Source organism: Streptomyces sp. NBC_00158, assembly GCF_045160885.1.
GTDB lineage: Bacteria > Actinomycetota > Actinomycetes > Streptomycetales > Streptomycetaceae > Streptomyces.
Genome location: NZ_CP108161.1, coordinates 3,231,138 through 3,258,113 on the forward strand (window position 1 = coordinate 3,231,138; position 26,976 = coordinate 3,258,113).

A 26,976-nucleotide genomic window follows, 5' to 3' on the forward strand; every position below is an offset into this window, starting at 1 on the left:
GCTGACGCACGCACGCCGCACCACCGCACCGACGGCCGCCCCGCCACCACCCCGCGGGGCGGCCCGGAGTCCCTCCGGCCACCCTCGAAGGAGTTCCCGTGCCGCTCACCGAGCCGACCACCGCGACCGCCACCACCACGACGGCCACCGCGCGCACCGCCACCCGCCGCAGGCTGCTGCTGTGCCGACCCCGGCACTACGACGTCACGTACTCGATCAACCCCTGGATGCACCCGGAGAACAGCACCGACCCCGCCCTCGCCGTCCGCCAGTGGGAGCGGCTGCGCGACCTGTACCGCGAACTCGGCCACTTCGTCGAGGAGATCGACCCCGTCGAGGGCCTGCCCGACATGGTGTTCGCCGCGAACGGCGCCACCGTCGTCGACGGCAAGGTCTACGGCGCGCGGTTCCGGCACGCGCAGCGCACCGCCGAGGGGCCGGCGTACCTGAGCTGGTTCGAACGCCGCGGCTACCGCGACGTGCTGTGGCCCGAGTACATCAACGAGGGCGAGGGCGACTTCCTCACCGTCGGCCGCCGGATCCTCGCCGGCACCGGCTTCCGCACCGACCCGCGCTCGCACGCCGAGGCCCAGGAGTTCTTCGGCCTGCCGGTGACGAGCCTGACCCTCGTCGACCCGGAGTACTACCACCTGGACACGGCCCTGGCCGTGCTCTCCGACGACGAGGTCATGTACTACCCGGCCGCCTTCTCCGAGGGCAGCCGGGCCGTGCTCCGCACGATGTTCCCCCACGCGATCCTCGCCACCGCCGAGGACGCCGCGGTCTTCGGGCTGAACGCCTTCTCCGACGGCCGCCACGTGCTGCTGCCGGAGGCGGCGACCGGCCTGAAGGCCCAGCTCAGCGCGCGCGGCTTCGAGCCCGTCGGGGTCGGGCTCTCCGAGCTCCTCAAGGCGGGCGGCAGCGTGAAGTGCTGCACCCTGGAGCTGCGCGACCGCTGAGTCACCACCGACGTAGTTTCCGGAAAGGACAGTTGTGACCTCTGCGACCGCGATCGCGGACAGCCACGCCCGCCTGCTCGACCTCCTGGCGGACGCGGGAGCCGGCTACCGGCTGCTGCGCCACGCCCCGGAGGGGCGTACCGAACTCGCCAGCCTGATCCGCGGCCACAGCCTCGAACAGGCCGCCAAGTGCCTGGTGATCAGAGTGGCGCTGGGACGCAAACAGCGCCGCTACGTGATCGCCGTGGTGCCCGGCCACTGCCGGGTGGACCTGGAGGCGGTGCGGGCCGAGTACGGCGGCACGAACGCCTCCTTCGCCGTCCGCGAGGTCGCCGAGGAGCTGACGGGCTGCGTCAGCGGGTCGATCATGCCGGTGAGCTTCGACCCGGCCGTGGAGGTGGTCGTCGACCCGGCGCTGCTGGAGCACGAGGAGATCTGGTTCAACGCGGGCCGTCTCGACGTGTCGGTGGCGCTGCGCACCGCCGGCTACCTGGCGCTGGCGCGGCCGCGCGTGGCCCCTGTCAGCGAGGAGCCCGCGCTGGTCTAGGACGTCCCTTCCACGCCGCGGGTGAGGGTGACGTACAGGTACTCGTCGAGGAGCTTGGCCAGGCTGACGCCCGGCCTGCCCAGGGCGGCGGTCAGTACGTCCTCCTCCTGCCCGCTCTGCGCGAGCGCGGCCCCGGCCCAGGCCCGGCCGGTACGCAGGTGCCGGCCGAAGGCCCGCTCGTCGCGGGCGCCGTGCAACCGTACGGCGATGGCCTCGTCCCACGGCATCACGGTCCGCGGCCGCAGCGCGAACAGGGCCTTGGCGGCCGCCGTCGGCCCGAGGGTGCGCCGGCCGACCGGCAGCGCGGCAAGTTCCCCGTACGCGGCGGCGAGCGCGCCGATCTCCCGGTCGGTGAGGGCCGCGATCGGGGCCCCGGGCAGGGTGTGCCGGGTCCACCAGGAGGCGAGCCCGGCGTCCAGCGGGTCGGGCTCGCCCTCGCGCGGGTAGCGGATGCGGCAGCCCCAGGCGTTGAGCCAGCGGTGCAGGGCGGTGCGGTGCGCGGCCTCGGAGAGGTCGATGCCGGGTGCGGTGGCGGTGAGGAGGGCCTGCCAGCTGCGGTCCGCCCGGTAGCCGGCGAACACCTCGGCGGCGGCGCGCAGCCCGTCGAGTCCGGGCGCGGGGGGCAGGGTGCCGTCGTCCAGGTGGGCGCGGGCCACCTTGGCCGGTACGCACATCCGCCAGGCGTCGGTGACCAGTTCCGCGAGTTCCCCGGCGTCGAGGGCGGCCATGCGGGCGTGCACCCAGTGGTAGCGCATGTCGCCGGCGCCCGGCAGGGAGAACTTCTCCGGCTCGGAGGCGACGAGCGCGGCCCGCTCCTCCTTGGGGAACGCGAGGCCGAGCTCGGTCTCGTCGCGGGAGAGGGCGAGGTAGACGATCCGGCCGATGCGGAACTTCACCCGGTCCCGGATCAGGTGTTCCTCGGTGCGCGGCAGGGCGAGCGCGAGCCGCCGGACGTCTTCGACGGTGACCATGACGCAAGTCTCGCAGCCCCTGGCGAAGGGCGTGGGCGGGATCGCGTTAGTCTCGACGGGTGGACCCGAAGACCAGAAACCGTGTCATGGCCGGTGTGCTCGTGCTGATGTTCGTCGTCGTGGCGGTGGCCGCCGCGGTGGGCCAGTAGCCGCCGCGCCCGACCGCCCCGCGTACGCCCGTACCCGGCACCGCCCCGCCCGCGCTCGAAGCGCGGGCGGGGCGGTGTGCTGTGGCGGGCGTGCGGGGCGCCCGGCTACCGCGCCGCCCGGCTACCAGGCGAAGGCCTCCGGCGACGGGCCCGTACCGGGGAAGATCTCTTCGAGGGAGCCCAGCAGCTCCTCGGAGAGTTCCAGCTCGACGGCGCGCAGCGCGCTCTCCAGCTGCTCGGCGGTGCGCGGGCCGACGATCGGGCCGGTGACGCCGGGGCGGGTCAGCAGCCAGGCCAGGGCGGTCTCGCCGGGCTCCAGGCCGTGCTTGTCGAGGAGGTCCTCGTACGCCTGGATCTGCGCCCGTACGGCGGTGTTGGCGAGGGCGTCGGCCGAGCGGCCGGAGGCCCTGCGGCCGGCGGTGGCCTCCTTCTTGAGGACGCCGCCCAGCAGGCCTCCGTGCAGCGGGGACCAGGGGATGACGCCGATCCCGTACGCCTCGGCGGCCGGGATGACCTCCATCTCGGCGCGCCGCTCCGAGAGGTTGTAGAGGCACTGCTCGCTGACCAGGCCGAGCGTGCCGCGCCGGGCGGCCGTCTCGTTGGCCTGGGCGATCTTCCAGCCGGGGAAGTTGGAGGAACCCGCGTAGAGGATCTTGCCCTGCTGGACCAGGACCTCGATGGCCTGCCAGATCTCCTCGAAGGGGGTCCGCCGGTCGACGTGGTGGAACTGGTAGACGTCGATGTGGTCGGTCCTGAGCCGCTTGAGGCTGTCGTCGACGGCCCGGCGGATGTTCAGGGCGGAGAGGCGGTCGTGGTTGGGCCAGGTGTCGCCCTCGCGGGACATGGAGCCGTAGACCTTGGTGGCGAGGACCGTCTTCTCGCGGCGGCCGCCGCCCTGCGCGAACCAGGTGCCGATGATCTCCTCGGTGCGGCCCTTGTTCTCACCCCACCCGTACACGTTGGCCGTGTCGAAGAAGTTGATGCCCGCGTCGAGGGCCGAGTCCATGATCGCGTGGCTTTCCGGCTCGCCCGTCTGGGGGCCGAAGTTCATGGTGCCGAGTACGAGGCGGCTGACTTTGAGACCGGTGCGTCCGAGCTGCGTGTACTTCATGGGGCCCTAGCCAACTGCTTGGAGTGCGCTCCAGGCAAGACCCTTTCGCAGGACGGGATTTACCGGTCGCGCGCGGGCCGGTAGGGGCCTCCGACGCCCCAGGCCTGGTGCAGGACGGCCGCGAACTCGCCCGCGAGGCGGTGCTCGCCGGAGGCGTTGGGGTGCGTGCCGTCGTAGGTGTCGCGGTGGATGTCGTACGCGTCGGGGCGGGCGGCCAGCAGGATCGGGGAGGCGTCGGTGGTCAGGTCGGCGACCGCCTTGGCGAGGAGTTCGTTGAACCGGGCGACCTCGGCGGCGAAGGGGGGTTCGTCCTCGGCGCGGACGTTGGGGATCACCGGGAGGAAGACCATCCGGACCGCCGGGCGGGCCGCGCGGGCGGCCTCGACGAAGGCGCGGACGTTGCCGGCGGTCTGCTCGGCGTTGGTGTAGAAGCCGAGGTCGATCAGGCCGAGGGAGACGAGCAGTACGTCGGCCCGCGCGTCGGCGGCGGCGGGCCCGATGAGGGGGGCCATGTGCTGCCAGCCCTCGCCCCAGCCGGCGAGGTGCCGGCGGGCGTGCGCGGGGAAGTCCGGGGCGGCGTACTCCTGGCCGGCGGGGCCGCCGGAGCCGGTGTCCTCGTACAGGGCGGTGCGCGGGCCGACGATCTCGAAGGAGCCGTCGCCCAGGGTGGCGCCGAGGTGCTGCCACATCCGGTAGCGCCAGGTGTAGTCGCCGGCGCGTCCGATGGTCATGGAGTCGCCGACGAACATGAAACGCATCCGGTCATCATCGCGGATCACGCGACGGGAGCCCCTGTGATGCCGGACACGCCAGGGGGTGTCTTGTGGATCAGGCCGGATCAGGGAGCGGTGTCTGGTGCCGTGCATCGCAAGGCCGAGGAGGGAGTCAACGCGGAGCGTTGGCGACCGACGAGAACGCGGCGAGGCGCGGTGCCAGACGCCGCGAGCCCGGCCTGATCCGCAAGACACCCCCTACCTGGTGGCAGGCTTGTGGGATGCGCCTGCTGCCCCGGTCGACCGCCGTTACCGCCGCCCTCGTGCTCGCCCTGCTGCCGGGGGCCGCCCTCGCCGCGGAGACCCCCGCCGCGTCCGGGTTCACCATCACCGACCCGCGGATCAAGGAGTCGAGCGGGCTCGCGGCCAGCCGGATCCACCCGGGCGTGTACTGGACGCACAACGACAGCGACGACGGCCCGTACGTGTACGCGGTGGACTCGGCGACGGGAAAGACGGTGGCGCGGGTGAAGCTGGCCGGGATCGGGACCCCGCGCGACGTGGAGGCCATCTCGCTCGGCCCGGACGGGCGGCTGTACGTCGGGGACATCGGCGACAACAGGGACGGCACCTGGGAGCACGTGTGGATCTACCGCTTCCAGGAGCCGAAGGAGCTCGGCGACCGGACCGTCGAGGCCGAGCAGTTCACCGTCACGTACGCGGACGGGCCGCGCAACGCCGAGGCGCTGATGGTGCATCCGGTGACGGGCCGGGTGTACATCGCCAGCAAGAACGAGCAGGGCGGCGGCCTGTACGAGGGCCCCGAACGGCTGTCGGCGGACGGACGCAACGTGTTCCGGCGGGTCGCCGAGGTGCCGTGGGTGACGGACGGGGCGTTCTCCCCGGACGGGACCCGGCTGACGCTGCGCGGGTACCTCACGGCCCGTACGTACGCCTGGAAGGACGGCCGCCCGGACGGGGCGGGCGAGCGGGTGGACGCGCCGTGGCAGGGGCAGGCGGAGTCGGTGACGTACACGCCCGACGGCAGGACGCTGATGTTCGGGGCGGAGGGCGCGAACAGCAGGGTGGTCGCCGTACCGGTGGCCCCGGCGGCCCCTCCGTCCGGCCCCCCGGCCCGCAGCGGCGCCCCGCAGCAGCCGGGCGGCGGCCCGACGGGATCCGCCGGGGCGCAGGGGGCGCCCGCCGGGCAGGACTCCGGCAGCTTCGCCAAGGGGGCGCTGGTCCTCGCGGCGGGAACGGCCCTGGTGCTGGGCGGCAGGCGCCTGTTCCGCCGCCGCCCCAAGGCCTAGCCCCAGGGTCTGGCTCCAGGGCCTGTGCGGGGCGCGCCAGTTCCCCCGCACACCCGTCACATGTGATCCGGGTCACGTCGTGTCACAGGTTCGCGGGGCCGGGTGTCTTGTGTCCGAAACCCCGACGGAGGAGGACACGATGAGCGAGAACAACACCAACGTGGTAGTGATCGGCGGCGGTTACGCGGGCGTGATGGCCGCCAACCGGCTGACCCTGCGCGGCGACGTGACCGTGACCCTGGTCAACCCGCGCCCCTCGTTCGTGCACCGCATCCGCCTGCACCAGCTCGTCGCGGGCAACGACCCGGCCGTCGTCGAGTACCGGGACGTCCTCGCCGAGGGCGTACGCCTCGTCGTCGACGCCGTGGACCGCATCGACGCCCCCGCCCGCACCCTCGGACTCGCCTCGGGCGACAGCCTCGGCTACGACTACCTCGTCTACGCCGTCGGCAGCACCGGCGCCGACCTCCGCGTCCCCGGAGCGGCCGAGCACGCCCACCCCATCGCCACCCTCGAAGACGCCCAGCGGCTGCGCCCGGTCCTGGAGGCCGCCCCCGCCGGGGCTCCCGTGACGGTGGTCGGCGCCGGCCCGACCGGCATCGAGACCGCCGCCGAACTCGCCGGCGACGGCCGCCCCGTCACCCTCGTCTGCGGCGGCGCCCTCGGCCCGTACCTCCACACCCGCGGCCGCCGCTCGGTCGCCCGCCGCCTCGCCCGCCTCGGCGTCACCGTCGTCGACGGCCCCGACAGCACCGTCACCCACGTCACCGCGGACGCCGTCCGCCTCGCCGACGGCCGCGAACTCCCCAGCCGGGTCACCGTCTGGACCGCCGGCTTCGCCGTCCCCGACCTCGCCGCCCGCAGCGGCCTGGCCACCGACACCGCCGGCCGCATCCTCACCGACGAGACCCTCACCAGCGTCGACGACGACCGCATCGTCGCCGCCGGCGACTCGGCCGCCCCCTCGGGCCTGCCGCTGCGCATGAGCTGCCAGGCCGCCATGCCCATGGGCGCCCGCGCCGCCGACACCGTCCTGAGCCGCCTCGCCGACGAGAACCCCGAAACCCTCAACCAGCCCTTCGGCGCCCAGTGCATCAGCCTCGGGCGGACCGACGGCATCTTCCAGTTCGCCAAGGCCGACACCGCCATCTGGTTCCACGTCGACGGCAAGCCCGGCGCCAAGCTGAAGGAAACCGTCTGCACCGTCGTCGTCAAGCACCTCGCCGACGAGGCCCGCAAGCCCGGCGGATACCGTCTGCACCGCGGCTCGGGCGCCGCCACCCGCCAGAAGAAGCTCCAGGCCGTGCGGGGACAGACCACGGCCGCCTGACCATCGGGGGACCGACCGCATGACCGACCACGCGCACGACGCCGACCGCACCACCGGCGCCGCGACCGAAACAGCCGCCGAAACAGCGGCCGAAACGACGACCGACGCCGCGACCGACGCCTTCGTCGCCCACCGCAACCTGCTCTTCACCGTCGCCTACGAGATGCTCGGCTCGGCCTCCGACGCCGAGGACGTGCTCCAGGAGACGTGGCTGCGCTGGGTGAAGGTCGACCTCGGCCAGGTCGAGGACAAGCGCGCCTACCTGGTCCGCGTCACGACCCGTCAGTCCCTCAACCGGCTGCGGGCGATGAGCCGCCGCAAGGAGTCCTACGTCGGCGAGTGGCTGCCCGAACCCCTGCTCACCGCACCCGACGTGGCGCAGGACGTGGAGCTCGCGGAGAGCGTTTCCATGGCGATGATGCTCGTACTGGAGACGCTCTCCCCCACCGAACGCGCCGTGTTCGTCCTGCGCGAGGCCTTCGACGTCGGCTACGACGAGATAGCCGCCGCCGTCGACAAGACCCCCGCCGCCGTACGCCAGATCGCCCACCGGGCCCGCAAGCACGTCGACGCCCGCCGCCCCCGGCAGTCCGTCTCGGCGAGCCAGACCCGGGCCGTCATGGAGTCCTTCCAGCGCGCCCTCGACGGCGGCGACCTCCAGGCGCTCCTGGACGTGCTCGCCCCCGACGTCGTCCTCGTCGGCGACGGCGGCGGCTTCAAGCAGGCCGCGCTGCGCCCCGTCGCGGGCGCCGACAAGGTGAGCCGCTACATCATCGGCGGCGTCGGGAAGAAGGCGGGCCGGTTCGCCGTCACCCCCACCGTGGTCAACGGCAGTCCGGCGCTCCTCGCCCACCTCGACGGCGAACTCGACGGCGTCATGGCCTTCCACGTCGAGGACGGCCGCATCGCCGGCATCTACTTCGTCCGCAACCCCGAGAAGCTGGGCGCCATCGCGGCCGAGGCCACGATCACCCTGAAGTGAACCGAGGGCGGGCGCCGGACTCCGGCGACCCGCCCCTCACCACCCGGTGACTACGAGTGCCCCAGGTCGGCGGACGGAAGGTCCGCCGAGGGCACCGAGCCGGTGTCCGGCGCCGGGCGCAGCGGGAACTCGTCCGTCGCCATCGAGTCCAGCACCGGCGGCGCGGGCCGCGGCGGCTTCGGCATCACGGCGGCCTCCGAGTGGCCGCCGCAGCCGTACGACAGGGAGACGAGCCGGCCGTCCGCCGGACCGAACTCGTTCGCGCAGATGCCGAAGGCCTGCCCCAGCGAACCGCCGATCGCCACGAGGAACCCGCACGAGACGCACGACGCGGGCGCCGCCTGCGCCATCGGCGTCTTCGCCCCGAAGGACTCGTCCCAGCGGTCGGCCGCCGTGTGCAGCCCGTACCGCGACAGGACGCGGGCGCGGCGCATGCCGAGCTCCTCCGCCACCGCGGTGATGGAACCGCGCTCCGGTACGACCACCCGGTCGGTGACGTCCGCGTCCTCGGCCTCGACCAGTTCGGCCATCTCGGTGGAGACGACCGAGTTCGGCGGCGGCACGTCCTCCCCGGACCAGCCCTGCTCCAGCCGCAGGTCGTCGGCGTCCGTGGGCAGCAGGTCGCCGGGGCCCATGTCGCCCGGGCGCAGCCGGTCGCTCCACGGCACCCATTCGGGGGCGAGGAGCGCGTCGTCGCCGGGAAGGAGCACCGTTTCGTCGAGGGTGACGTTCTTCGCGCGGGAGGCGCGGGTCACGGTGACGGCCCAGCGCCAGCCGCGGTAGCCCGGCTCCTTGCACTCGAAGAAGTGGGTGACGACCCGGTCGCCCTCCGCTACGGCGGAGACGTGCTCGCCCACCACACCGGGGTAGGCGGCCTCTTCCGCCGCCCCTCGGGCGAGCTCCACCGCCTCGGCGCAGAGGCGGTCCGGGGCGGGCGTACGCGGGGTACGCGGGGTACGGCTTCGCGTCGTCGCAGCACTCACAGGTCTCGTTCTCTCCTACGCCGTCTCACGAGTGCGCCGTCCGTACTGTCGTTCACAACGACCCCGCCGGTCTCGTCCGTACGTAGCGCGGGCGGAGCGGACCAGAGGGCCGCGTCGACGTCCGCGCCCCGATCGGTCTCGGGCGCACCCCACTGTGATCCATTCTGCGGGATCACGAAGAGGCGCGCGGCCAAGTGCAACCGCCGGTGGCGCGCTACGCACGCTACCTCCTCTGAAGCCTCCGGCCCACATGCGAGGTCCGATTCGCGGACAACACACGCGCACGCGGACCCCCCGCAGACCTCCCGCAGACCTCCCGCAGACCCCCCGCAGACCCCCCGCGGACCTCCCGCGAGCCCCGGAACGCCCCCCCGGAACCGCGCCGGGAACGCGCCGGGAGGGGTCCCCGACGGACTCGTGGGGCACTATGGCCACGTGGCTCCCGCACGGTCGTCCGCAGACGGCTCGGGACCGGCCAGGCGGGCCGGCCGGGCGGTCGGGCGTGCCCTGCACCTCCCCATCACCGGCACCGCGCGCGGGATCCGCCGCGCCACGCACGCCCACGGAGCGGGTGAATCCGGACTGGGCCGTCTGATCGAACTGCACGCGATCAACGGCGCCGGCGACGTCATGATCACCGTCGCGCTCGCCTCGACGGTGTTCTTCTCGGTCCCCACCGACGAGGCCCGCGGACGGGTCGCCCTCTACCTGGCGATCACCATGGCGCCCTTCACCCTCCTGGCCCCCGTCATCGGCCCCCTCCTGGACCGGCTCCCCCACGGCAGGCGGGCGGCGATGGCGGGCGCCATGCTGACGCGGGCACTGCTGGCGCTGATGATGTCCGGCGCAGTCGCCACCGGCGGCCTGGAGCTGTACCCGGCCGCCCTGGGCGTCCTCGTCGCCTCGAAGGCGTACGGAGTCGTGCGCAGCGCCGTGGTCCCCCGGCTCCTCCCGCCGAAGTTCTCACTCGTCAAGGCGAACTCCCGGGTCACGCTCGCCGGCCTGCTCGCCACCGGCGCGGCGGCACCCGTGGCCGCCGGACTCCACGCCATCGGACCACCCTGGCCGCTGTACGGAGCCTGCGCGATCTTCGTGTGGGGCACCTTCGCGGCGTTCCAGCTCCCGCACAAGGTCGACGACGCCAAGGGCGAACGCCGCGCCCGCCTCTCCACCCACGAGGCGCACTCCAAGCGCCCGGGGCTGCGCACGGTCAGCCGCCCCGTCCTGTGCGGGCTGCTGGCGAACGCGGCGATGCGCGGGCTCTCCGGGTTCCTGATCTTCTTCCTCGCGTTCCTGCTGCGCGAGCACCCGCTCGCCGGGCAGAGCGCGGCCGTGTCACTGGGCATCGTCGGCGTAGCGGCGGGCATCGGCAACGCCGCCGGGACCGCGGTCGGCGCGTGGCTGCGCGCCCGCGCCCCGGAAGCGATCATCGCGGCGGTCCTCTGCGCCACCCTGGGCGTGGCCATCCTCTCCGCCGTCCTCTTCAGCGGCCTGCTCATGGCCGTCCTGGCCGGCACGGCCGGCTTCTGCCAGGCCCTGGCGAAGCTCTCCCTCGACGCGATGATCCAGCGCGACGTCCCCGAAGCCGTCCGCACCTCGGCCTTCGCCCGCTCCGAAACCCTGCTCCAGGTGGCGTGGGTCCTGGGCGGCGCGATCGGCATCGCCCTCCCCCTGAACGGCGTCCTGGGCATGGCGGTGGCCGCCGCCGTCGTGGCCTCCGGCACCCTCATGGCGGTGCGCGGCCTCCTCACCACCCCCGGCGGCCACCACCCGGGCTCAGCCCGCCCCCGGGTGGCATAGCGGGTCCGCCCTGCGGGGCGAGGTCCCCTACCCGCCCTTCCACCGTTCCCAGGGGCTCCGCCCCTGACCCCGCCGGCGTTTGAGGCGCTGGGGGTCCCCCCCAGCGGTAGCTGGGGGAGGGTCTGGGGGCGGAGCCCCCAGAAGGGGTCCGGGCGCAGCCCGGGGAACGGGCGAAGGGCGGGTAGGGGACCTCGCCCCGCGCAGCGGCACCGGCGCCCGCACCCGCCCACCCCCACCCGCCCCGGCGGCCCGCCGAACGGCACCCCCCGCCCCCTCCGCCACGCCCGGCCAGGGCACCGGCACCCCCGTGCGGCGGCGCAGCCCACGGGCCCGATAGCCTTCGGCTCATGACCGCACCGCTTTTCCCGGGTAGGGCCCGCCGCAGCGTCGCGGCCCTCGGAGCCGTGTCCGCCGGCCTCCTCCTTCTGTCCGCCTGCGACAAGCCGACGCCGCTCGCGACGGTGACCGTCGGCAGCTCGTCGGTGTCCGCCGAGTCCGAGGGCGACTGCAGCGCCAACGGCCAGGACCTCACCATGGACAAGGTCCAGAGCTGCCTCACGGACCCCAAGAACGCCAAGACCGTCGAGTACGGCCGCGGCGACACCCTGCGCCTGGGCGTCGAGCCCGAGATCGTCGAGGACGGCAAGAAGTGGCAGGCGGTCCTCGACGGCCAGCCGATCACCGAGCCCTCCTCGAACACCTACCGCAGCTTCCAGGGCGCCGACGTCTTCGCGACCGGCGGCCAGGGCGAGGCGCCCCAGTCGAAGCTCCTGGGCTTCGTCCAGGTCGGCGAGGACGGCAAGCCCCTCTCCGTCTGGACCTTCAAGCTCCAGCTGAAGAAGTAGCGGCAGGCCCAGCGGCGTGCGCGCGCTGATCGTGACCGCGGTGGCCGCGGAGGCCGACTCCGTGGCCGCCGGTCTCACCCCTCATCCGGACCCGGTCACCCCCGAACCGCGCACGCTGCCCTGGGGGTACCCCCGGACGAAGTCTGGGGGGGGATACCCCGTCACCCGCCGGGACCTGCCCGGCCTCGCCGCCGACGTACTCGCCGGCGGTGTCGGCCCGGCCGCGGCCGCGGCCGCCACGGCCACCGCCCTCGCGCTGGCCGACTACTCCCTCGTGATCTCCGCCGGCATCGGCGGCGGGTTCGCGCCCGCCGCCCCGCTCGGCTCGCTGGTGGTCGCCGACGCGCTCGTCGCCGCCGACCTGGGGGCCGAGACCCCCGAGGGATTCCTTCCGGTGCAGGAGCTCGGCTTCGGCCGCGGCGTGCACCTGCCGCCCGCGGAGCTCGCCGCCCGCGCCGCCGAGGCCACCGGGGCACTGCTCGCCCCCGTCCTGACCGTGTCCACCGTCACCGGCAGCACCGCCCGCGCCGCCGAGCTCGCCGCCCGGCACCCGCTGGCCGGGGCCGAGGCCATGGAGGGCTTCGGGGTGGCGGAGGCCGCCGCCGCGCACGGACTGCCCGTACTGGAGGTCCGCGCCGTCTCCAACGCCGTCGGACCGCGCGACCGGGCCGCCTGGCGCATCGGGGACGCGCTCGCCGCCCTCACCGCCGGATTCCGCGCCCTGGGACCCGTACTCGTCAACTGGGGAGAACGCCATGAGCGCCATGAGCACCACGAACACGGCTGAACCGCTCGCCATCGCCTACTCGCCCTGCCCGAACGACACCTTCGTCTTCGACGCCTGGGCGCACGGCCGCGTCCCCGGCGCCCCCGCCCTCGACGTGACCTTCGCCGACATCGACGTCACCAACGGCATGGCCGAGCGCGGCGAACTCGACGTGCTGAAGGTGTCGTACGCCGTACTGCCCTGGGTGCTGGAGGAGTACGCGCTGCTGCCCTGCGGCGGCGCCCTCGGCCGCGGCTGCGGACCCCTCGTCCTCACGCGCGAACCCGGCGTGGACCTGTCCGCCGGCACCGTCGCGGTCCCGAGCGAACGCTCCACCGCCTACCTGCTGTTCCGGCTGTGGGCGGCGGACGTGCTGCCGGACGGAGTCGGGAAGGTCGTCGTCCTCCCGTTCAACGAGATCATGCCGGCCGTGCGCGACGGGCGGGTGGACGCCGGACTCGTCATCCACGAGGCCCGGTTCACGTACCAGGACTACGGACTGCACTGCCTGGCCGACATGGGCGAGCACTGGGAGTCCACCACCGGACTGCCGATCCCGCTCGGCGCGATCATCGCCAAGCGCTCGCTGGGCGCCGAGAAGCTGCGCGCCCTGGCCGAGTCGGCCCGTACCTCGGTACGGATGGCCTGGGACGACCCCGAGGCCTCCCGGCCTTACGTACGCGCCCACGCGCAGGAACTCGACCCGGCGGTCGCCGACCAGCACATCGGCCTGTACGTCAACGAGTTCACCGCCGACCTCGGCGACGCCGGGTACGCGGCCGTCCGCGGCCTGCTGACCCGCGCCGCGGCCGAGGGCCTGGTTCCGGCCGTCCCGGCGGACGCGCTGCGCTTCCCGTGACCCGGCACGCCTGACGTGCCGGTGCCCCGCCGCTCCGGGAGAGCGACGGGGCACCGGTGTGCGTTCCCGTCCGACTACACGTCGAGCTGGTCGGCCACCGCGCGCAGCAGGCCCGCGATCTTCGTGCCGTGCGACTTGTCGGGGTAGCGGCCGCGCTCCAACATCGGGGTGATGTTCTCCAGCAGCGTCGTCAGGTCCTGCACGATGGAGGCGAGCTCGTCGGGCTTGCGGCGCTGGGCGGCCGCGACCGAAGGCGCCGGATCCAGCACCGTCACCGAAAGGGCCTGGTCACCGCGCTGTCCCGCGACGACTCCGAACTCCACCCGCTGCCCGGGCTTCAGGGCGTCGACCCCGGCCGGGAGCACCGACGAGTGCACGAAGACGTCGCCGCCGTCGTCACGGGAGAGAAAGCCGAAGCCCTTCTCGCTGTTGAACCACTTGACCTTGCCGGTAGGCACGTCCGTCCTCTGTCCTTGTGCTCGTCGGGTCCGGACGACCGTGGTGAACGGCTCCGGATAGCAGTACAGCGGGTCCTTCGACCCGCCACCTCCAGGCTAATGGTCAAGAAACCGCTGACAAGACGTTCCCCGGTCCTTCCCGGTTCACCGCTTCGGCCAGGGAACTACCCTGGTGGGGTGACTGTTACTCCTCATCCCGACGAAGCACGGCCCGGCGACGGCCTGATCAAGGCCGGCGGCATCGTGTTCATCGCCGGCGCGCTGGCGACCCTGGCGACGATGGCCCCGCTGTTCCTCGACACCGACCCGTTCCCGTCGTACGCGTGGGCCGTGTGCATGCTGATGGGCGTCGGCTTCGCCATCTCCGCGGCGGGCGTGCTGCGCTCCGCCGCCGCACAGCGCAAGGCGGCCCGGGCGTCCCAGGCCGCCTGACGCGCACCGTCCTCAGACCGCGCGGGTCCGCTCGTACTCCGCGAGCCACTGCGGCAGCTCCGTGAGGTCGGCCAGCACCACGTCCGCGCCGGCCTCGCGCAGCTCCGACTCCGCGCACGGCCCGGTCGGCACCGCCACCGAGAGCGCGCCGGCCGTCCGGGCACCGCGCACGTCGCCGATGTGGTCGCCGACGTAGACCTGCGCCCCGTACTCGCGCAGCGCCTTGGCCTTGGCCTCGGCCCAGAGCCAGCCGATGACGGCGTCGGGCTCTATCCCCAGGTGTTCCAGGTGGTGCCGGGCGTTGGGCTCGTTCTTCGCCGTCACGACGATGGCCCGCCCGCCGAGCGCCTGCACCGCCTTGACCGCCTCACGGGCCCCGGGCATGGCGGGGGTCGGCTCGATGGCGTGGTGGACGTACAGCTCCCGGTAGAGGTCCCGCATCGCCGGGATCTGCTCCTCGGGGAACCAGTAGGCGAGCTCCTCCTCCAGCGGCGGCCCGAGGCGCGTGATGGCCTCGTCGGCGTTGATGTACGCCCCGGTCTTGGCGGACAGGGCCTCGTAGGCGGCCTTGATGCCGGGCCGGGAGTCGATGAGCGTCATGTCGAGGTCGAAACCGACGGTGAGCTGCGGGGGGACGGTGCTGGGGCTGGCGCTGCCTGAGGTCATAGCGCCATTGTGCCGAGGCTCCACCGGGGTGAGTAACCGTGAGCGGAGGTTGGCTGGCCTGATACCGTTTTTTGGCGGAATGTCGACTATGTACCGATTTACTTGACGCGGACTTGACGCGAAGCCCGCAGTCCGGGGGCGGGGGCGGGTCGGCGGCTGCCCACCCGCCTCCCCGCCTGCGTGTGGGCGGGTACGCCGGGTCGTGGCGGCCGGCCTCAGCGGCTGGACCGGATCGGGGCGGGGCAGCGCCGACCCCGGCCGCGCGAGGGCACACAGCGCGCGGCCTCGCAGCGCGGGCTCTCCCTGCACCGCCAGATGAAGGCCGACTCCGGATGCGGGGCGGTGGGGTGGGGTGGGCGGGGTCCCCTCGGACGGTCTCAGAGCAGGTTGGGGGCTTCCCGTCAGTCCCATCGTCCTTCCGCGTCGGGCCGGCCCGTCAAGGGCGCTCCTTCGTCGCGTCGCTACGCGATGGCCTTCGGCCACCCTTGACAGACCGACCCGCCACGGAAAGCCGAAAGACTGCCGGGAAACCCCCAAAAGAACGGCACGGTCCAGAGGGCAAGGGACGGGTCCGTCAGCGATGAGGCGAGGGGCCGGGGCTCGCCCCGCCGGGCATCCGGGCCCTCAAGAGCCAGGATTCCAGGCCGGGGGCGCGGCGACCCGCACCAAATGCCCCACAGGGAGGCTGAGGGAGCGCCCAGGCGCCCGAGATCGCTACGCGCTTCTCATTTCTCAGCGTCCGGCGACCGCCTTCGGCTGATACCCGCACGAGAAGACGAACCGAGCGACCCGGGAGGCGTGTGGGCGCGACAGATCGCTACGCGCTCCTCCCGGCTCGGCGACTGGCCGCCGCCTGGGGCCGAGATGGCCGAGGAATGGGACGGAAGGGCACGTTCGAGGGCCAAATCACCCCTCTCGCAGGACCGTTGGCGCCTTGCCGGAGCCTGCGGATGTCTTTCTCAACCGCAGACTCCGACAGGAGACCTTCCACCCTCACCACAGCCCCCAGAAACGGATAGAGGGGGCGCTCCGGTCTTCTTTCTGACCCATGACCGTCCCAAGACGGCCGCCAGCCGCCGAGATCAGAGGAGCGCGTAGCGATCTGGGGCGCCCGGCGGCTCCCCGGACCGCCCTGCTCGTCCTGTTCGTCCTTTGGTGCGGGTATCAGCCCAAGACGGGCGCCGGACGCCGAGACGGGAGGAGCGCGTAGCGATCTCGGGCGCCTGGGCGCTCCCCAGGCATCTCTGCGAGGTATTTGGTGCGGGTCGCCGCGCCCCCAGCCCCGGATCTCGACTCTTGAGGGCCCGGATGCCCGGCGGGCCGGCCCCCGGCCCCTCGCCTCAGCACTGAGGGGCCGCTCATGCCCTTCTCCCCCGTGACCGTTCTTTTGGGGGCTTCCCGTCAGTCTTTCGGCTTTCCGGGGCGGGACGGCCTGTCAAGGGTCGCCGAAGGCGATCGCGAAGCGACGCGACGAAGGAGCGCCCTTGCCAGGCCGGCACGACGCGGAAGGACGATGGGACTGACGGGAAACCCCCAAGGCTGCTCTGAGACCGTCCCAGGGTGCACCGCTCCCCACCCCACCGCCCCGCATCCGAAGCCGCCACCGCCCGGCGCCCCTTCGAGCCCCCGCGCCCCGCGACCGCGCACACTGCGCACCCCGGCACGGCCGGGGTCGACGCCGCCCCGCCCCGATCCGGCCGCGCCGTCAAAAACCGCCCGCCACGACCCGGCGTACCCACCCACCCGCACCCGGGGAGGCGGGTGGGCAGCCACCGACCCGCCCCCACCCCCTCGAGGGGGAGATGGCGGGCCCGCGCCGCAAGCCGCGTACGCGTACCGGCACGTGTACCCCCTACCGCCGCCGGGACCGCCACAACAGGTACGCCGCCGTGACCGTGCCCGCCGTGCGGGCCAGCGTGGGCCAGAGGGACTGGAAGGTCGGGCCGAGCTGGTCGGAGGGGATCGGGGTGCCCCAGTTGCCGGCGGCTCGGCCCCAGAGCCAGAGCATGGCCAGGGTGAAGACCGCCGCGGGCAGGCCGAGGAGCACCCACTTGCGCTCGCGGGGGCCGAGTACGCGGGAGGCGTACGCCACCAGTGCGCCGGCGCCGAGCAGCAGCCAGTACGCCGTCAGCGCACCCGCCAGGAGCAGGACCGCCGCCAGTACGAGGAACGCGTGGGGGCGGGGCCTGGGTTCCGCCTCCGGGGCGGCGGCCTTCTTCTTCTCGCGCCGGTCGCGCAGGAAGCGTACGAGGCCTCCCGCGGCGGCGGCCGGTCCGGCCGCGGGGTCCCCCTCCCCGGCTTCCTTCTTCGCCCGGGCCTCCCGGGCCTCCCGGGCCTCCCGCTCCTCCTCCGCGTCCTCCCCGAAGAGGTCCGGGATCTCGATGCCGCCGGCGAAGCCCTCCACCTGCGGCCCCCTCCGGGATCCGCCGGGGGAAAGGCTCCACCAGTCGGGTTCGGCTCCGCCGGAGGGGCCGAGTTCGTCGAGCCCCGCCAGGTGCGGCGGGACGTTCCCCGGGACGTTCCCGGCGCCCCGCTGGGTCGGCACCACCGGTACCACCGGCACCGCAGACACCGTCGGCTGGGCCGCCGCGCGGGCCGCGCCCACCGTGTCGAGGACCTCCTCCGGCGTGCCGATGCGTTCCAGGATCCCGCGTACGGCGGCCGGGGTGTCGGGCTCGTACTTGGCGCGGCGCCGGTCGATCTCGTCCCGGAGCCCCGAGACCAGCCGCATCCGGTCCCCGGACGAAAGCTGCCGCCGGGCCGCCAAGTCCCCGACGCGGCTCAGATATTCGTAGACCAGATGGTCGCTCTCGATCCCCACGCCCCCGACGGTAGCGCGTGCGTCCGTGGAGCGGCCGACGACGCAGCGGATACCGTTGGCCGGATGGGGACCGGCCCGCGGTCCGGCCGGCGTGACCAGGAGGCGACCAACGTGCCCGAGGCAAGTACCGCTGCGGCGAACGCCCCGCGCTCCCTCGCCGAGGCGCTCCGCGCCCGCGACGACGTGGCGCTGGCCGCCCTGCTGCACGCCCGCCCCGATCTGCTGAACCCGGTGCCGGGCGACGTGACCCAGCTGGCCACCCGTGCCGGGACCCGGGCGTCGGTGGTGCGCGCCCTGGACCGGCTGGACCGGTTCGCGCTCCAGACGGCCGAGGCCCTCGCGGTGGCTCCGGACCCGTGCCCGTACCCGGTGCTGGAGGAGCTGCTCACCGGCAGCGGGGGCGAGGACGCGCAGGACGCGGCCGCCCGCGAGGCGCTGCCCCGGGCCCTGGGGACGCTGCGGGACCAGGCCCTGGTGTGGGGCGACGACGAGCGGCTGCGGCTGGTCCGCACCGCCCGGGAGCTGCTGGCGCCCTCCGCGCAGCGGCCCTCCCCGACGGGGCTCGGGCCCACGGTCGCCGAGGCGACGGCGGGGATGTCGCCGACCCGGGTGCAGGAGATCGTGGCGGCGGCCGGGCTGCCGGCGACGCACGATCCGGTGTCGGCGGTGTCGGCGCTGACCGGGCTGTTCACCGACCCGGAGCGGATGTCGGCGCTGCTGGACGGGGCTCCGGCGGAGGCGCACCAGGTGCTGGGGCGGCTCGTGTGGGGGCCTCCGTACGGGGAGGTGACCCCGGATCCGACGCCGCCGGTGCGCTGGCTGCGCGACCGGGGGCTGTTGCTGCCGGCTTCGGCGCGGACGGTCGTGCTGCCGAGGGAGGTGGCGCTGCACCTGCGGGGCGGGCTGGCGCACCGGCGTACGGAGCCGGTCGCGCCGGTGGTGGGCGTGCACCAGGAGCACCGTCCACAGCTTGTGGACGCGAACGCGGCGGGGCAGGCGCTGGCGGCGCTGGCCACCGTCGAGGAGCTGGTGAAGTCCTGGGAGCACGCGGGTCCGCTGGTGCTGCGGGCGGGCGGGCTGGCGGTGCGGGACCTGAAGCGGACGGCGGCGGCGCTGGACGCGTCGGAGTCGGAGGCGGCTTTCTGGGTGGAGCTGGCCTACGCGGCGGGGCTGCTGGCCAGTGACGGGGAGGCGGACGAGCGGTACGCGCCGACGCCCGCGTTCGACGACTGGCGGGAGCTGCCGCCGGCGGAGCGGTGGTCGGTGCTGGCTGCGGCGTGGCTGCCGGCGACGCGTACGCCGGGGCTGGTCGGGGAGCAGGACGCGAAGGGGCGGACGCTGTCGGCGCTGGGCCCGGACCTGGACCGTTCGGCGGCGCCGGAGGTGCGGCGGCGGGTGCTGGACCTGGTCGGGGAGCTGCCGGAGGGCGGGGTGCCCGATCCGGAGGCGGTGCTGGAGCGGCTGGCGTGGGAGCGGCCGGCGCGCGGTACGAGCGATCTGCGGGCGCGGCTCGCGCGGTGGGCGTTGCACGAGGCCGAGGTGCTGGGTGTGACGGGGCGGGGTGCGCTGAGCACGTTCGGCCGGGCGGTGCTGGAGCACGGGGATCCGGCGGGGCTGCTGGCGCCGCTGCTGCCGGAGCCGGTGGACCACGTGCTGTTGCAGGCGGACCTGACGGCGGTGGCGCCGGGGCCGCTGCTGCGTCCGCTGGCGGAGATGCTGGCGGTGCTCGCGGAGGTGGAGTCCAAGGGCGGGGCGACGGTGTACCGGTTCACTCCGGGGTCGGTGCGGCGGGCCCTGGACTCGGGGCAGGCGGCGTCGGACCTGCACGCGTTCCTGGCCGAGCACAGCCGTACGCCGGTGCCGCAGCCGCTGGCGTACCTGATCGACGACGTGGCGCGGCGGCACGGGCACCTGCGGGTGGGGGCGGCGTCCTCGTACGTGCGCTGCGACGACGACGCGATGCTGGGCGAGATCCTTGCGGACCGGCGGTCGGCGGGGCTGGGGCTGCGGCGGCTCGCGCCGACGGTGCTGGCGGCGCAGGCGGACCCGGCGGCGCTGCTGGACGGGCTGCGGGCGATGGGGTACGCCCCGGCGGCGGAGTCCCGTACGGGCGACGTGCTGGTGGCGCGGGCGGACGCGCACCGCACCCCGGCGCGTTCGGCGCCGGTGCCGGTGCCGGACGGGCCGCCGGTGCCGGACGCGACGCTGCTGGGCGCGGCGGTACGGGCGGTCCGTGCGGGCGACCTGGCGGCGACGGCGGTCCGCAAGGAGCCTGCGTCGGCGTCCCCGGGCGTGCCGGGGGAGCTGCCGCGTACGAGCGCGGCGGAGACGCTGGCGACGGTGCAGGCGGCCGCGCTGACGGGGTCGGCGGTGTGGATCGGGTACGTGAACGCGGACGGGGCGGCGAGTCAGCGGGTCATCGCCCCGGTGCGGGTGGAGGGCGGCTTCGTCACCGGCTACGACCACACGGCGGACGAGGTCCGCACGTACGCCCTGCACCGGATCACGGGGGTGGCGGAGCTGGCGGAGGACCAGGTCTGAGCGGCGGTGTCCGGTACGGAAAACCGCTGGTCGCCGCCCACGGCGAACGGGCACCCTGACGGCATGTCCGAAGCCGCGCCCACACCGCCGACCGCACCCGCACCCGCACCCACGCCCGCACCCGCACCGCCCCGGCACCAGATCCGCGCCCTCCACACCGCGACCACGGTCACCGTCTACCAGGCCTACGCCCCGCACCTCGGCGTGCCGGCGGCCCGCGACGGACGGTTCCCGCCGGCCTGGAAGCGGGAGCGGATGACGTGGATCAAGCCTTCGTTCCTGTGGATGATGTACCGCTGCGGCTGGGCGGCCAAGCCCGACCAGGAGACCGTCCTGGCGGTCGAGATCACCCGCGCGGGCTTCGACTCGGCCCTCGCCGGGGCCTGCCTGTCGCACTACGTGCCCGGCGTCCACGCGGACCGCGAGGCGTGGAAGGCGTCCCTGTCCGGCTCCCCGGCCCGGGTGCAGTGGGACCCGGAGCGGGACCTGCACCTGAACGCGCTGCCGCACCGGTCCCTGCAGCTGGGCCTGTCGGGGCCGGCGTCACGGGCGTACGCCGACGAGTGGACGGTGTCGATCCGCGACGTCACCCCGCTGGCCCGCCAGGTCCACGGCCTGGTCCGCGCGGGCGACGTCGACGCCGCCCGCGCGCTGCTCCCGGCGGAGACCCCGTACCCGGCGGGCCCGCTGCCTCACCTGGGCGCGTAGTCGACCAGCCCGGTCTCGAAGGGCCACACCTCGCGCAGCCAGGCGCTGACCGCCCCGTACACGACGGCGTCGAGGTGCGCCCGGTCCTCGCGCACCCAGGAGCTGACGTGCACCCGCCCGTCCTGCTCCTTCGACGGGTACACGTACAGGCAGCCGATGACGTCGGAGTCGCCCTCCAGCACGCTGTACGTGAACCCGCGCCGCTCGGCGAAGTCCCGCGCGTGCCGTTCCAGGTCGGCGAGGTTCGCCTCGGCGGACATCCCCTCCGGCGGCGGCCACTTGCGGCCGTCGAAGCCGGGGGTGGCCCGGACGTGCGCGATGCTCCCGCTCCAGGCGGCGAGGTCGCGCTCGTTGTGCTCGCCGCCGAGGGGCTCCAGCCGGAACCCGTCGCCGGCGAACGCGAGCGGCACGTCGAAACCGTCGGGCACGAAGGGCTGCTGATCTTCACTCATGCCCGGAAGGTACGCCGCGGGCGCGGGGGCGTCAGCGGGTTTTCCCCGGCCCGGCCCGGCAGGACCCCCACACCAGCGGCGGGATGCGGCAGACTGGAGGTTTGGCCGCCCGCGTCCGGGCGACCATTTCACCGCCGGAAAGGGACGTGCTGCGTGAACGGGCCTCTCATCGTCCAGAGCGACAAAACCCTCCTCCTCGAAGTCGACCACGAGCTCGCCGGGGCGGCGCGGCGGGCCATCGCCCCGTTCGCCGAGCTGGAGCGGGCGCCCGAGCACATCCACACCTACCGGATCACCCCGCTCGGTCTGTGGAACGCCCGGGCCGCGGGGCACGACGCCGAGCAGGTCGTCGACGCGCTCGTCGAGTTCTCCCGCTATCCCGTGCCGCACGCGCTGCTGGTCGACGTCGCCGAGACGATGGCCCGCTACGGGCGGCTGACCCTGTCCAAGCACCCCGTCCACGGGCTGGTGCTGACCAGCACGGACCGGCCGGTGCTGGAGGAGATCCTGCGTTCGAAGCGGATCGCCCCGCTGGTCGGGGCGCGGCTCGACGCCGACACCGTGGCCGTGCACCCGTCGGAGCGCGGGCAGATCAAGCAGACGCTGCTGAAGCTGGGCTGGCCGGCCGAGGACCTCGCCGGGTACGTGGACGGCGAGGCGCACCCGATCGAGCTGGAGGAGAACGGCTGGGCGCTGCGCCCGTACCAGGCGCAGGCCGTCGAGGGGTTCTGGCACGGCGGGTCGGGCGTGGTCGTGCTGCCGTGCGGTGCGGGCAAGACGCTGGTCGGGGCCGGTGCGATGGCCAAGGCGAAGGCGACGACGCTGATCCTGGTCACCAACACCGTCTCGGCGCGGCAGTGGAAGCACGAGCTGGTCAAGCGCACCTCCCTGACGGAGGAGGAGATCGGCGAGTACTCGGGTACGCGCAAGGAGATCCGGCCGGTCACGATCGCCACGTACCAGGTGCTGACGACCAAGCGGAAGGGCGTCTACCCGCACCTGGAGCTGTTCGACTCCCGGGACTGGGGTCTGATCCTGTACGACGAGGTGCACCTGCTGCCGGCGCCGGTGTTCAAGTTCACCGCCGACCTGCAGGCCCGGCGGCGGCTCGGCCTGACGGCCACTCTGGTCCGTGAGGACGGGCGGGAGTCGGACGTGTTCTCGCTGATCGGGCCGAAGCGGTTCGACGCTCCGTGGAAGGAGATCGAGGCGCAGGGCTACATCGCGCCCGCCGACTGCGTCGAGGTCCGCGTCAACCTGACCGAGTCGGAGCGGCTCGCGTACGCGACCGCCGAGACCGAGGAGAAGTACCGCTTCTGCGCGACGACGGCGACGAAGCGGAAGGTCACGGAGGCGCTGGTGCGCAAGCACCGGGGCGAGCAGACGCTGGTCATCGGGCAGTACATCGACCAGCTCGACGAGCTCGGCGAGCACCTGGACGCGCCCGTCATCAAGGGCGAGACGTCGAACGCGCAGCGGGAGAAGCTGTTCAACGCCTTCCGCGAGGGCGAGATCAACGTGCTGGTCGTCTCGAAGGTCGCGAACTTCTCGATCGACCTGCCGGAGGCGACCGTGGCCATCCAGGTGTCCGGCACCTTCGGGTCCCGGCAGGAGGAGGCGCAGCGCCTGGGCCGGGTGCTGCGGCCGAAGGCGGACGGGCACGAGGCGCGGTTCTACTCGGTCGTGGCGCGCGACACGATCGACCAGGACTTCGCCGCGCACCGGCAGCGGTTCCTGGCGGAGCAGGGCTACGCCTACCGGATCATGGACGCGGACGAGCTCCTGGCGTCCGACTGACCGGTGCTTCTGCGGGCGGCCGCGGGGCCGGGAGCCGGCCGGCCGCCGACGGGCGGTGGCCGTCGTGGAGGACGCGGGCGCGGTGGCGGTAGCGGGTGCGGCGGCGGTGGGCCGCGCCCGTCAGGGCGGTCAGGAGCGGTACGGCCCACACCCACAGCTGCGGCCACTCCCGCATCAGGGCCCGGCCGGTCACCGGGACGTGGTGGGCCCAGAAGTCGGCGGAGGCCTCCGGGAGCACCAGCAGGCCGAGCAGGGCGGTGCCGCAGAGACCGGCCAGGGCCGTCAGGGCGGCCCGGACGCGCCGGGTCAGCAGCAGGTACGGGATGAGGAGCGCCGGGGTCAGGGTGATCCCGGCGGCGACGCCCAGAGCGAAGCCCTTGCCGAGGGCTGCGCGGGACCGGCCGAGGTCCCAGACGGCGAGGCAGGCGAACGCGAGGTTGACCTGGCCGGGCAGCGGTCTCTGGAACAGCGGCTCCAGCCACAGCCCGGCGATGGTGGCGGCCATGACCGGACCCCGCCGGGCCCGTACTCCGGCGAGGCGGCAGGAGAGCACGATCAGCAGGGCGAGCAGGCCGGCGTTCCCGAGGACGAGGACGGCCTTGAGCACACCCGCCGGCAGCCAGGCGGCGGGGGTGAAGAGGATCGCGGCGAACGGCGGATAGGCGCTGGGCGGGTGCCACTCGGCGGCGGAGAAGCCGCTGAGGACGGCGTCGGCCGTCGGGATGCGAAGGGCGATGCACAGGACGCCCAGAGCGAGCAGCGAGCCTGTGACCAGCACAGCTGCGAGTGTGGGGGGTGAGGAAGCGGAATCGGGGCTGCGGGTCACGCGCGTGACCCTAGTGGATCGGTGCCCGGCTACCGCCGGGTTCAGGCCAAGGCTTTGCACGTAGCCGTGTGGGAGGCGCGCGGCATCGGCCGGACCCATCGGGGGCGAACGCGTTGTCCGCCGGAGGCGTCTGCGTCGGCCGGGGCTCAGCGGCCGGAAGTTCCGGCCTCGGCTTCGGCTTCGGCGGCATCCGCCGGAGGCATCGGCGTATGACGCCCGCGTCCTCGGCGTACTCGCCGAGGACGACCACGCTCATGGCGGCAGCGGCGAAGACCTTCGCGGCGCGCAGGACATCGCCGACGCGGTGGCGCGGACGGTGGTCGGAGGTGGCGGTGGCCCCGCTCGGGAGGCCGCCCTGGACCGGGGCAAAGGTTGCGGTGCTCATGTCTCCATGGTGCGTTTTCTCCGCTCCGCGCACATCGCCCTCGGGACGGAACCCGCAGCCCTTCCCTGTCCTCCTCGGGACCCATGGCAACCCCTAGTGGCTCTGCCGAAGGTCTGACACTCCGCGGTATGACACCCGTACGGGGGTACTGCCCTCCCGGGACTTACGGCCCCCGATATCCATTCGCGCCGTCCCGTCCGGCTGACTACAATCTCCGCTCTTGCCGCCTCCCCACGTCCCATCGGGGAGAGCTGCCTTCCGGCCGGAAACCGGGGGCTTTCCGTACCGCCCGTACCCCGTGTACCGCACGTACCGCTGGAGGCTTTTCCGTGTCCGCGCACGCCCCCGACACCGCCCCCGACTCCGACGCCGCCGATCTCCTCGGCCGCGAACGGGCCCACCTGGCCGCCTCGCGCTCCGCCCTGCGCGCCATGCGCGAGGACGTCGAGGCCCTCGACATCCGCGACGTCACCGCGAACTGGGTCAACGCCATCGTCCTCCAGGCGCAGATCGACGACCGCATCAAGGCCCTCGCCGACCTCGCCCACACCCCGCTCTTCTTCGGCCGCCTCGACTACCTGCACGCCCCGGGCGCGGAGCTGGCCGAGGGCGCGGAGGGCGAGCAGTTCTACATCGGCCGCCGCCACGTCCACGACGCCGGCGGCGACCCGATGGTGATCGACTGGCGCGCGCCGGTATCCCAGCCCTTCTACCGCGCCTCCAAGGCCGACCCGCAGGACGTCGGGCTACGCCGCCGCTTCGGCTACACCGGCGGCGAGCTGACCGCTTACGAGGACGAGCACCTCTCCGACCCGGCGGAGTCCGCAGCCGTCAGCAAGCTGCTCCAGCAGGAGATCGAGCGCCCCCGCGTCGGCCCCATGCGCGACATCGTCGCCACGATCCAGCCCGAGCAGGACGAGATCGTCCGCTCCGGCCTGTCCGGCTCGGTCTGCGTGCAGGGCGGCCCCGGCACCGGGAAGACCGCCGTCGGCCTGCACCGGGTCGCGTACCTGCTGTACGCGCACCGCGAGCGCCTCGCCCGCACCGGGACGCTGGTCATCGGGCCGAACCGTTCCTTCCTGCACTACATCGAGCAGGTCCTGCCGGCGCTGGGCGAGCTGGAGGTCAAGCAGGCCACCGTCGACGACCTCGTCGCCCGCGAGGGCCTGGAGGTGCGCGGCGCCGACGCCGCCGCCACGGCGGTGGTCAAGGGCGACGCCCGGATGGCGGAGGTGCTGCGCCGCGCGGTCCGCTCGCACGTCACCGCGCCCGCCGAGCCCCTGATGGTGGTGCGCGGCTCGCGCCGGTGGCGGGTGCCGGCGTACGAGCTGGAGGAGATCGTCACCGAGCTCCAGGAGCGCGACATCCGCTACGGCGCCGCCCGCGACGCGCTGCCGCAGCGGATCGCGCACGCGGTCCTCGTACGCATGGAGCAGGCGGGCGAGGCGCCGGACGACCGGGTGCAGGACGCGGTGGCCCGCAACGCGGCGGTGAAGGCCGCGGTCAAGGCGGTCTGGCCGGCGGTGGAGCCGGCGAAGCTGGTGCTGCGGCTGCTGTCGGATCCCGACTTCCTGGCGGAGCACGCGGACGGGGTGCTGACGGAGGACGAGCAGAAGCTGCTGCTGTGGCCGAAGCCGTTCCGGAGCGTGCGGGCGGCGAAGTGGTCGGCGGCGGACCTGGTGCTGATCGACGAGGCGGCGGACCTGGTGGAGCGGACGCATTCGCTCGGCCACGTCGTCCTCGACGAGGCGCAGGACCTGTCCCCGATGCAGTACCGGGCGGTCGGGCGCCGCTGCACGACGGGCTCGGCGACGGTCCTGGGCGACCTCGCGCAGGGCACCACGCCGTGGGCCACGCGCAGCTGGGACGAGGCACTGGGGCACCTGGGCAAGCCGGAGGCGGTGCTGGAGGAGCTGACGGCGGGATTCCGCGTGCCGCGCGAGGTGATCGCGTACGCGTCGCGGCTGCTGCCGGAGATCTCGCCGGGGCTGGCGGCGGTGTCCTCGGTGCGTGAGGCTCCGGGGTCGCTGACGGTGACGCCGTCGACGGCGGACGCGCTGACGGCGGACGTGGTCGCGGCTTGCCGGGCGTCGCTCGCGCACGAGGGCTCGATCGGGCTGATCGCGGCGGACGCGCGGGTGCCGGTGCTGGCGGAGGCCCTGGCGGAGGCGGGCCTGGCGTACCTCGCGCCGGGCGAGGAGACGACGGCGGAGTCCCGCCTCACCCTCGTCCCGGCCTCCCTGGCCAAGGGTCTGGAGTACGACTACGTGGTCCTGGACGAGCCGGCGGCGATCGTCGACGGCGAGCCGGACGAGCGGACCGGGCTGCGGCGGCTGTACGTCTGCCTCACCCGAGCCGTCTCCGGCCTCACGGCGCTCCACGCGACGGCCCTGCCGGCGGCGCTGGCCGCTTGACGCGCCGCGCCCCCTTTTCGACGCGCCGCTCGCACGGCTCGGCGCCGGGGCGCCTCCCCGGCTTCGCGCCGCTGCGCCGGCCTCCGGCCGTCCCCTCCCTGACGCGGTCCTCGCACCGCTTCGCGGGCTTCGGGCCCGCTGCGCCGGACTC

At 74.1% G+C, this 26,976-nt stretch carries 23 protein-coding genes and 1 pseudogene; 14 read left to right on the plus strand and 10 right to left on the minus strand.

Annotated elements, in window-relative coordinates; translation table 11 throughout:
* Positions 1–98: 98 nt before the first annotated feature.
* Both ddaH and OG553_RS14730 read left to right on the plus strand, forming a co-directional pair.
* A complete protein-coding gene (gene ddaH, locus OG553_RS14725) occupies positions 99–959 on the plus strand; it encodes a dimethylargininase (protein ID WP_405979427.1) in 861 nt (286 codons plus the stop codon).
* 34 nt (positions 960–993) lie between these two features.
* Entirely contained in the window at positions 994–1,506 is a 513-nt protein-coding gene (locus OG553_RS14730; RefSeq protein ID WP_405979428.1) for a YbaK/EbsC family protein, read from the plus strand.
* On the opposite strand, the gene OG553_RS14735 is transcribed toward OG553_RS14730, so the two are convergent.
* The 3 genes from OG553_RS14735 to OG553_RS14745 all read right to left on the minus strand — a co-directional run bounded on the left by OG553_RS14735 (position 1,503) and on the right by OG553_RS14745 (position 4,495).
* Entirely contained in the window at positions 1,503–2,477 is a 975-nt protein-coding gene (locus tag OG553_RS14735) for an MmcQ/YjbR family DNA-binding protein (protein ID WP_405979429.1), read from the minus strand. The genes OG553_RS14730 and OG553_RS14735 overlap by 4 nt on opposite strands.
* Before the next feature lie 270 nt (positions 2,478–2,747).
* The gene (locus tag OG553_RS14740) at positions 2,748–3,737 is read right to left on the minus strand and encodes an aldo/keto reductase (RefSeq protein ID WP_405979430.1); all 990 of its coding nucleotides are present in this window, start codon (positions 3,735–3,737) and stop codon (positions 2,748–2,750) included.
* 59 nt (positions 3,738–3,796) lie between these two features.
* Positions 3,797–4,495, minus strand: coding sequence for a GDSL-type esterase/lipase family protein (locus OG553_RS14745; RefSeq protein WP_405979431.1), 699 nt, complete (start codon positions 4,493–4,495; stop codon positions 3,797–3,799).
* 236 nt (positions 4,496–4,731) lie between these two features.
* On the opposite strand from OG553_RS14745, the gene OG553_RS14750 reads away from it, so the two are divergent.
* The 3 genes from OG553_RS14750 to OG553_RS14760 all read left to right on the plus strand — a co-directional run bounded on the left by OG553_RS14750 (position 4,732) and on the right by OG553_RS14760 (position 8,072).
* A complete protein-coding gene (locus OG553_RS14750; protein WP_405979432.1) occupies positions 4,732–5,760 on the plus strand; it encodes a WD40 repeat domain-containing protein in 1,029 nt (342 codons plus the stop codon).
* Positions 5,761–5,899: 139 nt separating this feature from the next.
* Positions 5,900–7,090, plus strand: coding sequence for an NAD(P)/FAD-dependent oxidoreductase (locus tag OG553_RS14755; protein ID WP_405979433.1), 1,191 nt, complete (start codon positions 5,900–5,902; stop codon positions 7,088–7,090).
* A 19-nt stretch (positions 7,091–7,109) separates the two neighbouring features.
* Positions 7,110–8,072 carry an RNA polymerase sigma-70 factor gene (locus OG553_RS14760; protein WP_405979434.1) on the plus strand — a complete coding sequence of 321 codons (963 nt, stop codon included), beginning with the start codon at positions 7,110–7,112 and terminating at the stop codon, positions 8,070–8,072.
* Between the two features lie 50 nt (positions 8,073–8,122).
* Here OG553_RS14760 and OG553_RS14765 read toward each other — a convergent pair whose 3' ends face one another.
* Complete coding sequence (locus OG553_RS14765) at positions 8,123–9,055, minus strand: DUF3027 domain-containing protein (protein WP_405979435.1); 933 nt, start codon at positions 9,053–9,055, stop codon at positions 8,123–8,125.
* A gap of 435 nt (positions 9,056–9,490) precedes the next feature.
* Between OG553_RS14765 and OG553_RS14770 the strand changes: the two genes are divergently transcribed.
* From OG553_RS14770 to OG553_RS14785, 4 genes are all read left to right on the plus strand, one after another.
* Positions 9,491–10,855, plus strand: a complete 1,365-nt coding sequence (locus OG553_RS14770) for an MFS transporter (protein WP_405979436.1) — start codon at positions 9,491–9,493, stop codon at positions 10,853–10,855.
* Between the two features lie 347 nt (positions 10,856–11,202).
* A complete protein-coding gene (locus OG553_RS14775) occupies positions 11,203–11,700 on the plus strand; it encodes a DUF2771 domain-containing protein (protein WP_405979437.1) in 498 nt (165 codons plus the stop codon).
* A 16-nt stretch (positions 11,701–11,716) separates the two neighbouring features.
* Positions 11,717–12,487 carry a futalosine hydrolase gene (locus tag OG553_RS14780; protein WP_405979438.1) on the plus strand — a complete coding sequence of 257 codons (771 nt, stop codon included), beginning with the start codon at positions 11,717–11,719 and terminating at the stop codon, positions 12,485–12,487.
* On the plus strand, positions 12,465–13,325 hold the full coding sequence (locus tag OG553_RS14785) for a 1,4-dihydroxy-6-naphthoate synthase (RefSeq protein WP_405983040.1): 861 nt from the start codon (positions 12,465–12,467) through the stop codon (positions 13,323–13,325). The genes OG553_RS14780 and OG553_RS14785 overlap by 23 nt, the downstream gene beginning before the upstream one ends.
* A gap of 74 nt (positions 13,326–13,399) precedes the next feature.
* Here the strand turns inward: OG553_RS14785 and OG553_RS14790 are convergent, their stop codons facing one another.
* Positions 13,400–13,783, minus strand: coding sequence for a cold-shock protein (locus OG553_RS14790; protein ID WP_007265584.1), 384 nt, complete (start codon positions 13,781–13,783; stop codon positions 13,400–13,402).
* Positions 13,784–13,960: 177 nt separating this feature from the next.
* Here OG553_RS14790 and OG553_RS14795 point away from each other — a divergent pair, with 177 nt between their 5' ends.
* Positions 13,961–14,215: a hypothetical protein gene (locus tag OG553_RS14795; RefSeq protein WP_405979439.1), complete on the plus strand. Its 255-nt coding sequence runs from the start codon at positions 13,961–13,963 to the stop codon at positions 14,213–14,215.
* 12 nt (positions 14,216–14,227) lie between these two features.
* Here the strand turns inward: OG553_RS14795 and OG553_RS14800 are convergent, their stop codons facing one another.
* Positions 14,228–14,881 carry an HAD family hydrolase gene (locus OG553_RS14800; protein WP_405979440.1) on the minus strand — a complete coding sequence of 218 codons (654 nt, stop codon included), beginning with the start codon at positions 14,879–14,881 and terminating at the stop codon, positions 14,228–14,230.
* A gap of 1,852 nt (positions 14,882–16,733) precedes the next feature.
* Positions 16,734–17,702, minus strand: coding sequence for a hypothetical protein (locus OG553_RS14805; protein WP_405979441.1), 969 nt, complete (start codon positions 17,700–17,702; stop codon positions 16,734–16,736).
* A gap of 63 nt (positions 17,703–17,765) precedes the next feature.
* On the opposite strand from OG553_RS14805, the gene OG553_RS14810 reads away from it, so the two are divergent.
* Positions 17,766–20,243 carry a helicase-associated domain-containing protein gene (locus OG553_RS14810; protein ID WP_405979442.1) on the plus strand — a complete coding sequence of 826 codons (2,478 nt, stop codon included), beginning with the start codon at positions 17,766–17,768 and terminating at the stop codon, positions 20,241–20,243.
* 63 nt (positions 20,244–20,306) lie between these two features.
* Positions 20,307–20,951 carry a DUF4291 domain-containing protein gene (locus OG553_RS14815; RefSeq protein WP_405979443.1) on the plus strand — a complete coding sequence of 215 codons (645 nt, stop codon included), beginning with the start codon at positions 20,307–20,309 and terminating at the stop codon, positions 20,949–20,951.
* On the opposite strand, the gene OG553_RS14820 is transcribed toward OG553_RS14815, so the two are convergent.
* Positions 20,936–21,403: an N-acetyltransferase gene (locus tag OG553_RS14820; protein ID WP_405979444.1), complete on the minus strand. Its 468-nt coding sequence runs from the start codon at positions 21,401–21,403 to the stop codon at positions 20,936–20,938. The genes OG553_RS14815 and OG553_RS14820 overlap by 16 nt on opposite strands.
* A 153-nt stretch (positions 21,404–21,556) precedes the next feature.
* Between OG553_RS14820 and OG553_RS14825 the strand changes: the two genes are divergently transcribed.
* On the plus strand, positions 21,557–23,200 hold the full coding sequence (locus OG553_RS14825) for a DNA repair helicase XPB (RefSeq protein ID WP_405979445.1): 1,644 nt from the start codon (positions 21,557–21,559) through the stop codon (positions 23,198–23,200).
* Here the strand turns inward: OG553_RS14825 and OG553_RS14830 are convergent.
* Positions 23,166–23,978 carry a glycosyltransferase 87 family protein gene (locus OG553_RS14830; RefSeq protein ID WP_405979446.1) on the minus strand — a complete coding sequence of 271 codons (813 nt, stop codon included), beginning with the start codon at positions 23,976–23,978 and terminating at the stop codon, positions 23,166–23,168. The genes OG553_RS14825 and OG553_RS14830 overlap by 35 nt on opposite strands.
* Positions 23,979–24,228: 250 nt before the next feature.
* Positions 24,229–24,411: pseudogene (locus tag OG553_RS14835) on the minus strand (hypothetical protein); the annotation flags it as partial.
* 329 nt (positions 24,412–24,740) lie between these two features.
* Between OG553_RS14835 and OG553_RS14840 the strand changes: the two are divergent.
* Positions 24,741–26,825, plus strand: coding sequence for a HelD family protein (locus tag OG553_RS14840; RefSeq protein ID WP_405979447.1), 2,085 nt, complete (start codon positions 24,741–24,743; stop codon positions 26,823–26,825).
* Positions 26,826–26,976: the final 151 nt, after the last annotated feature.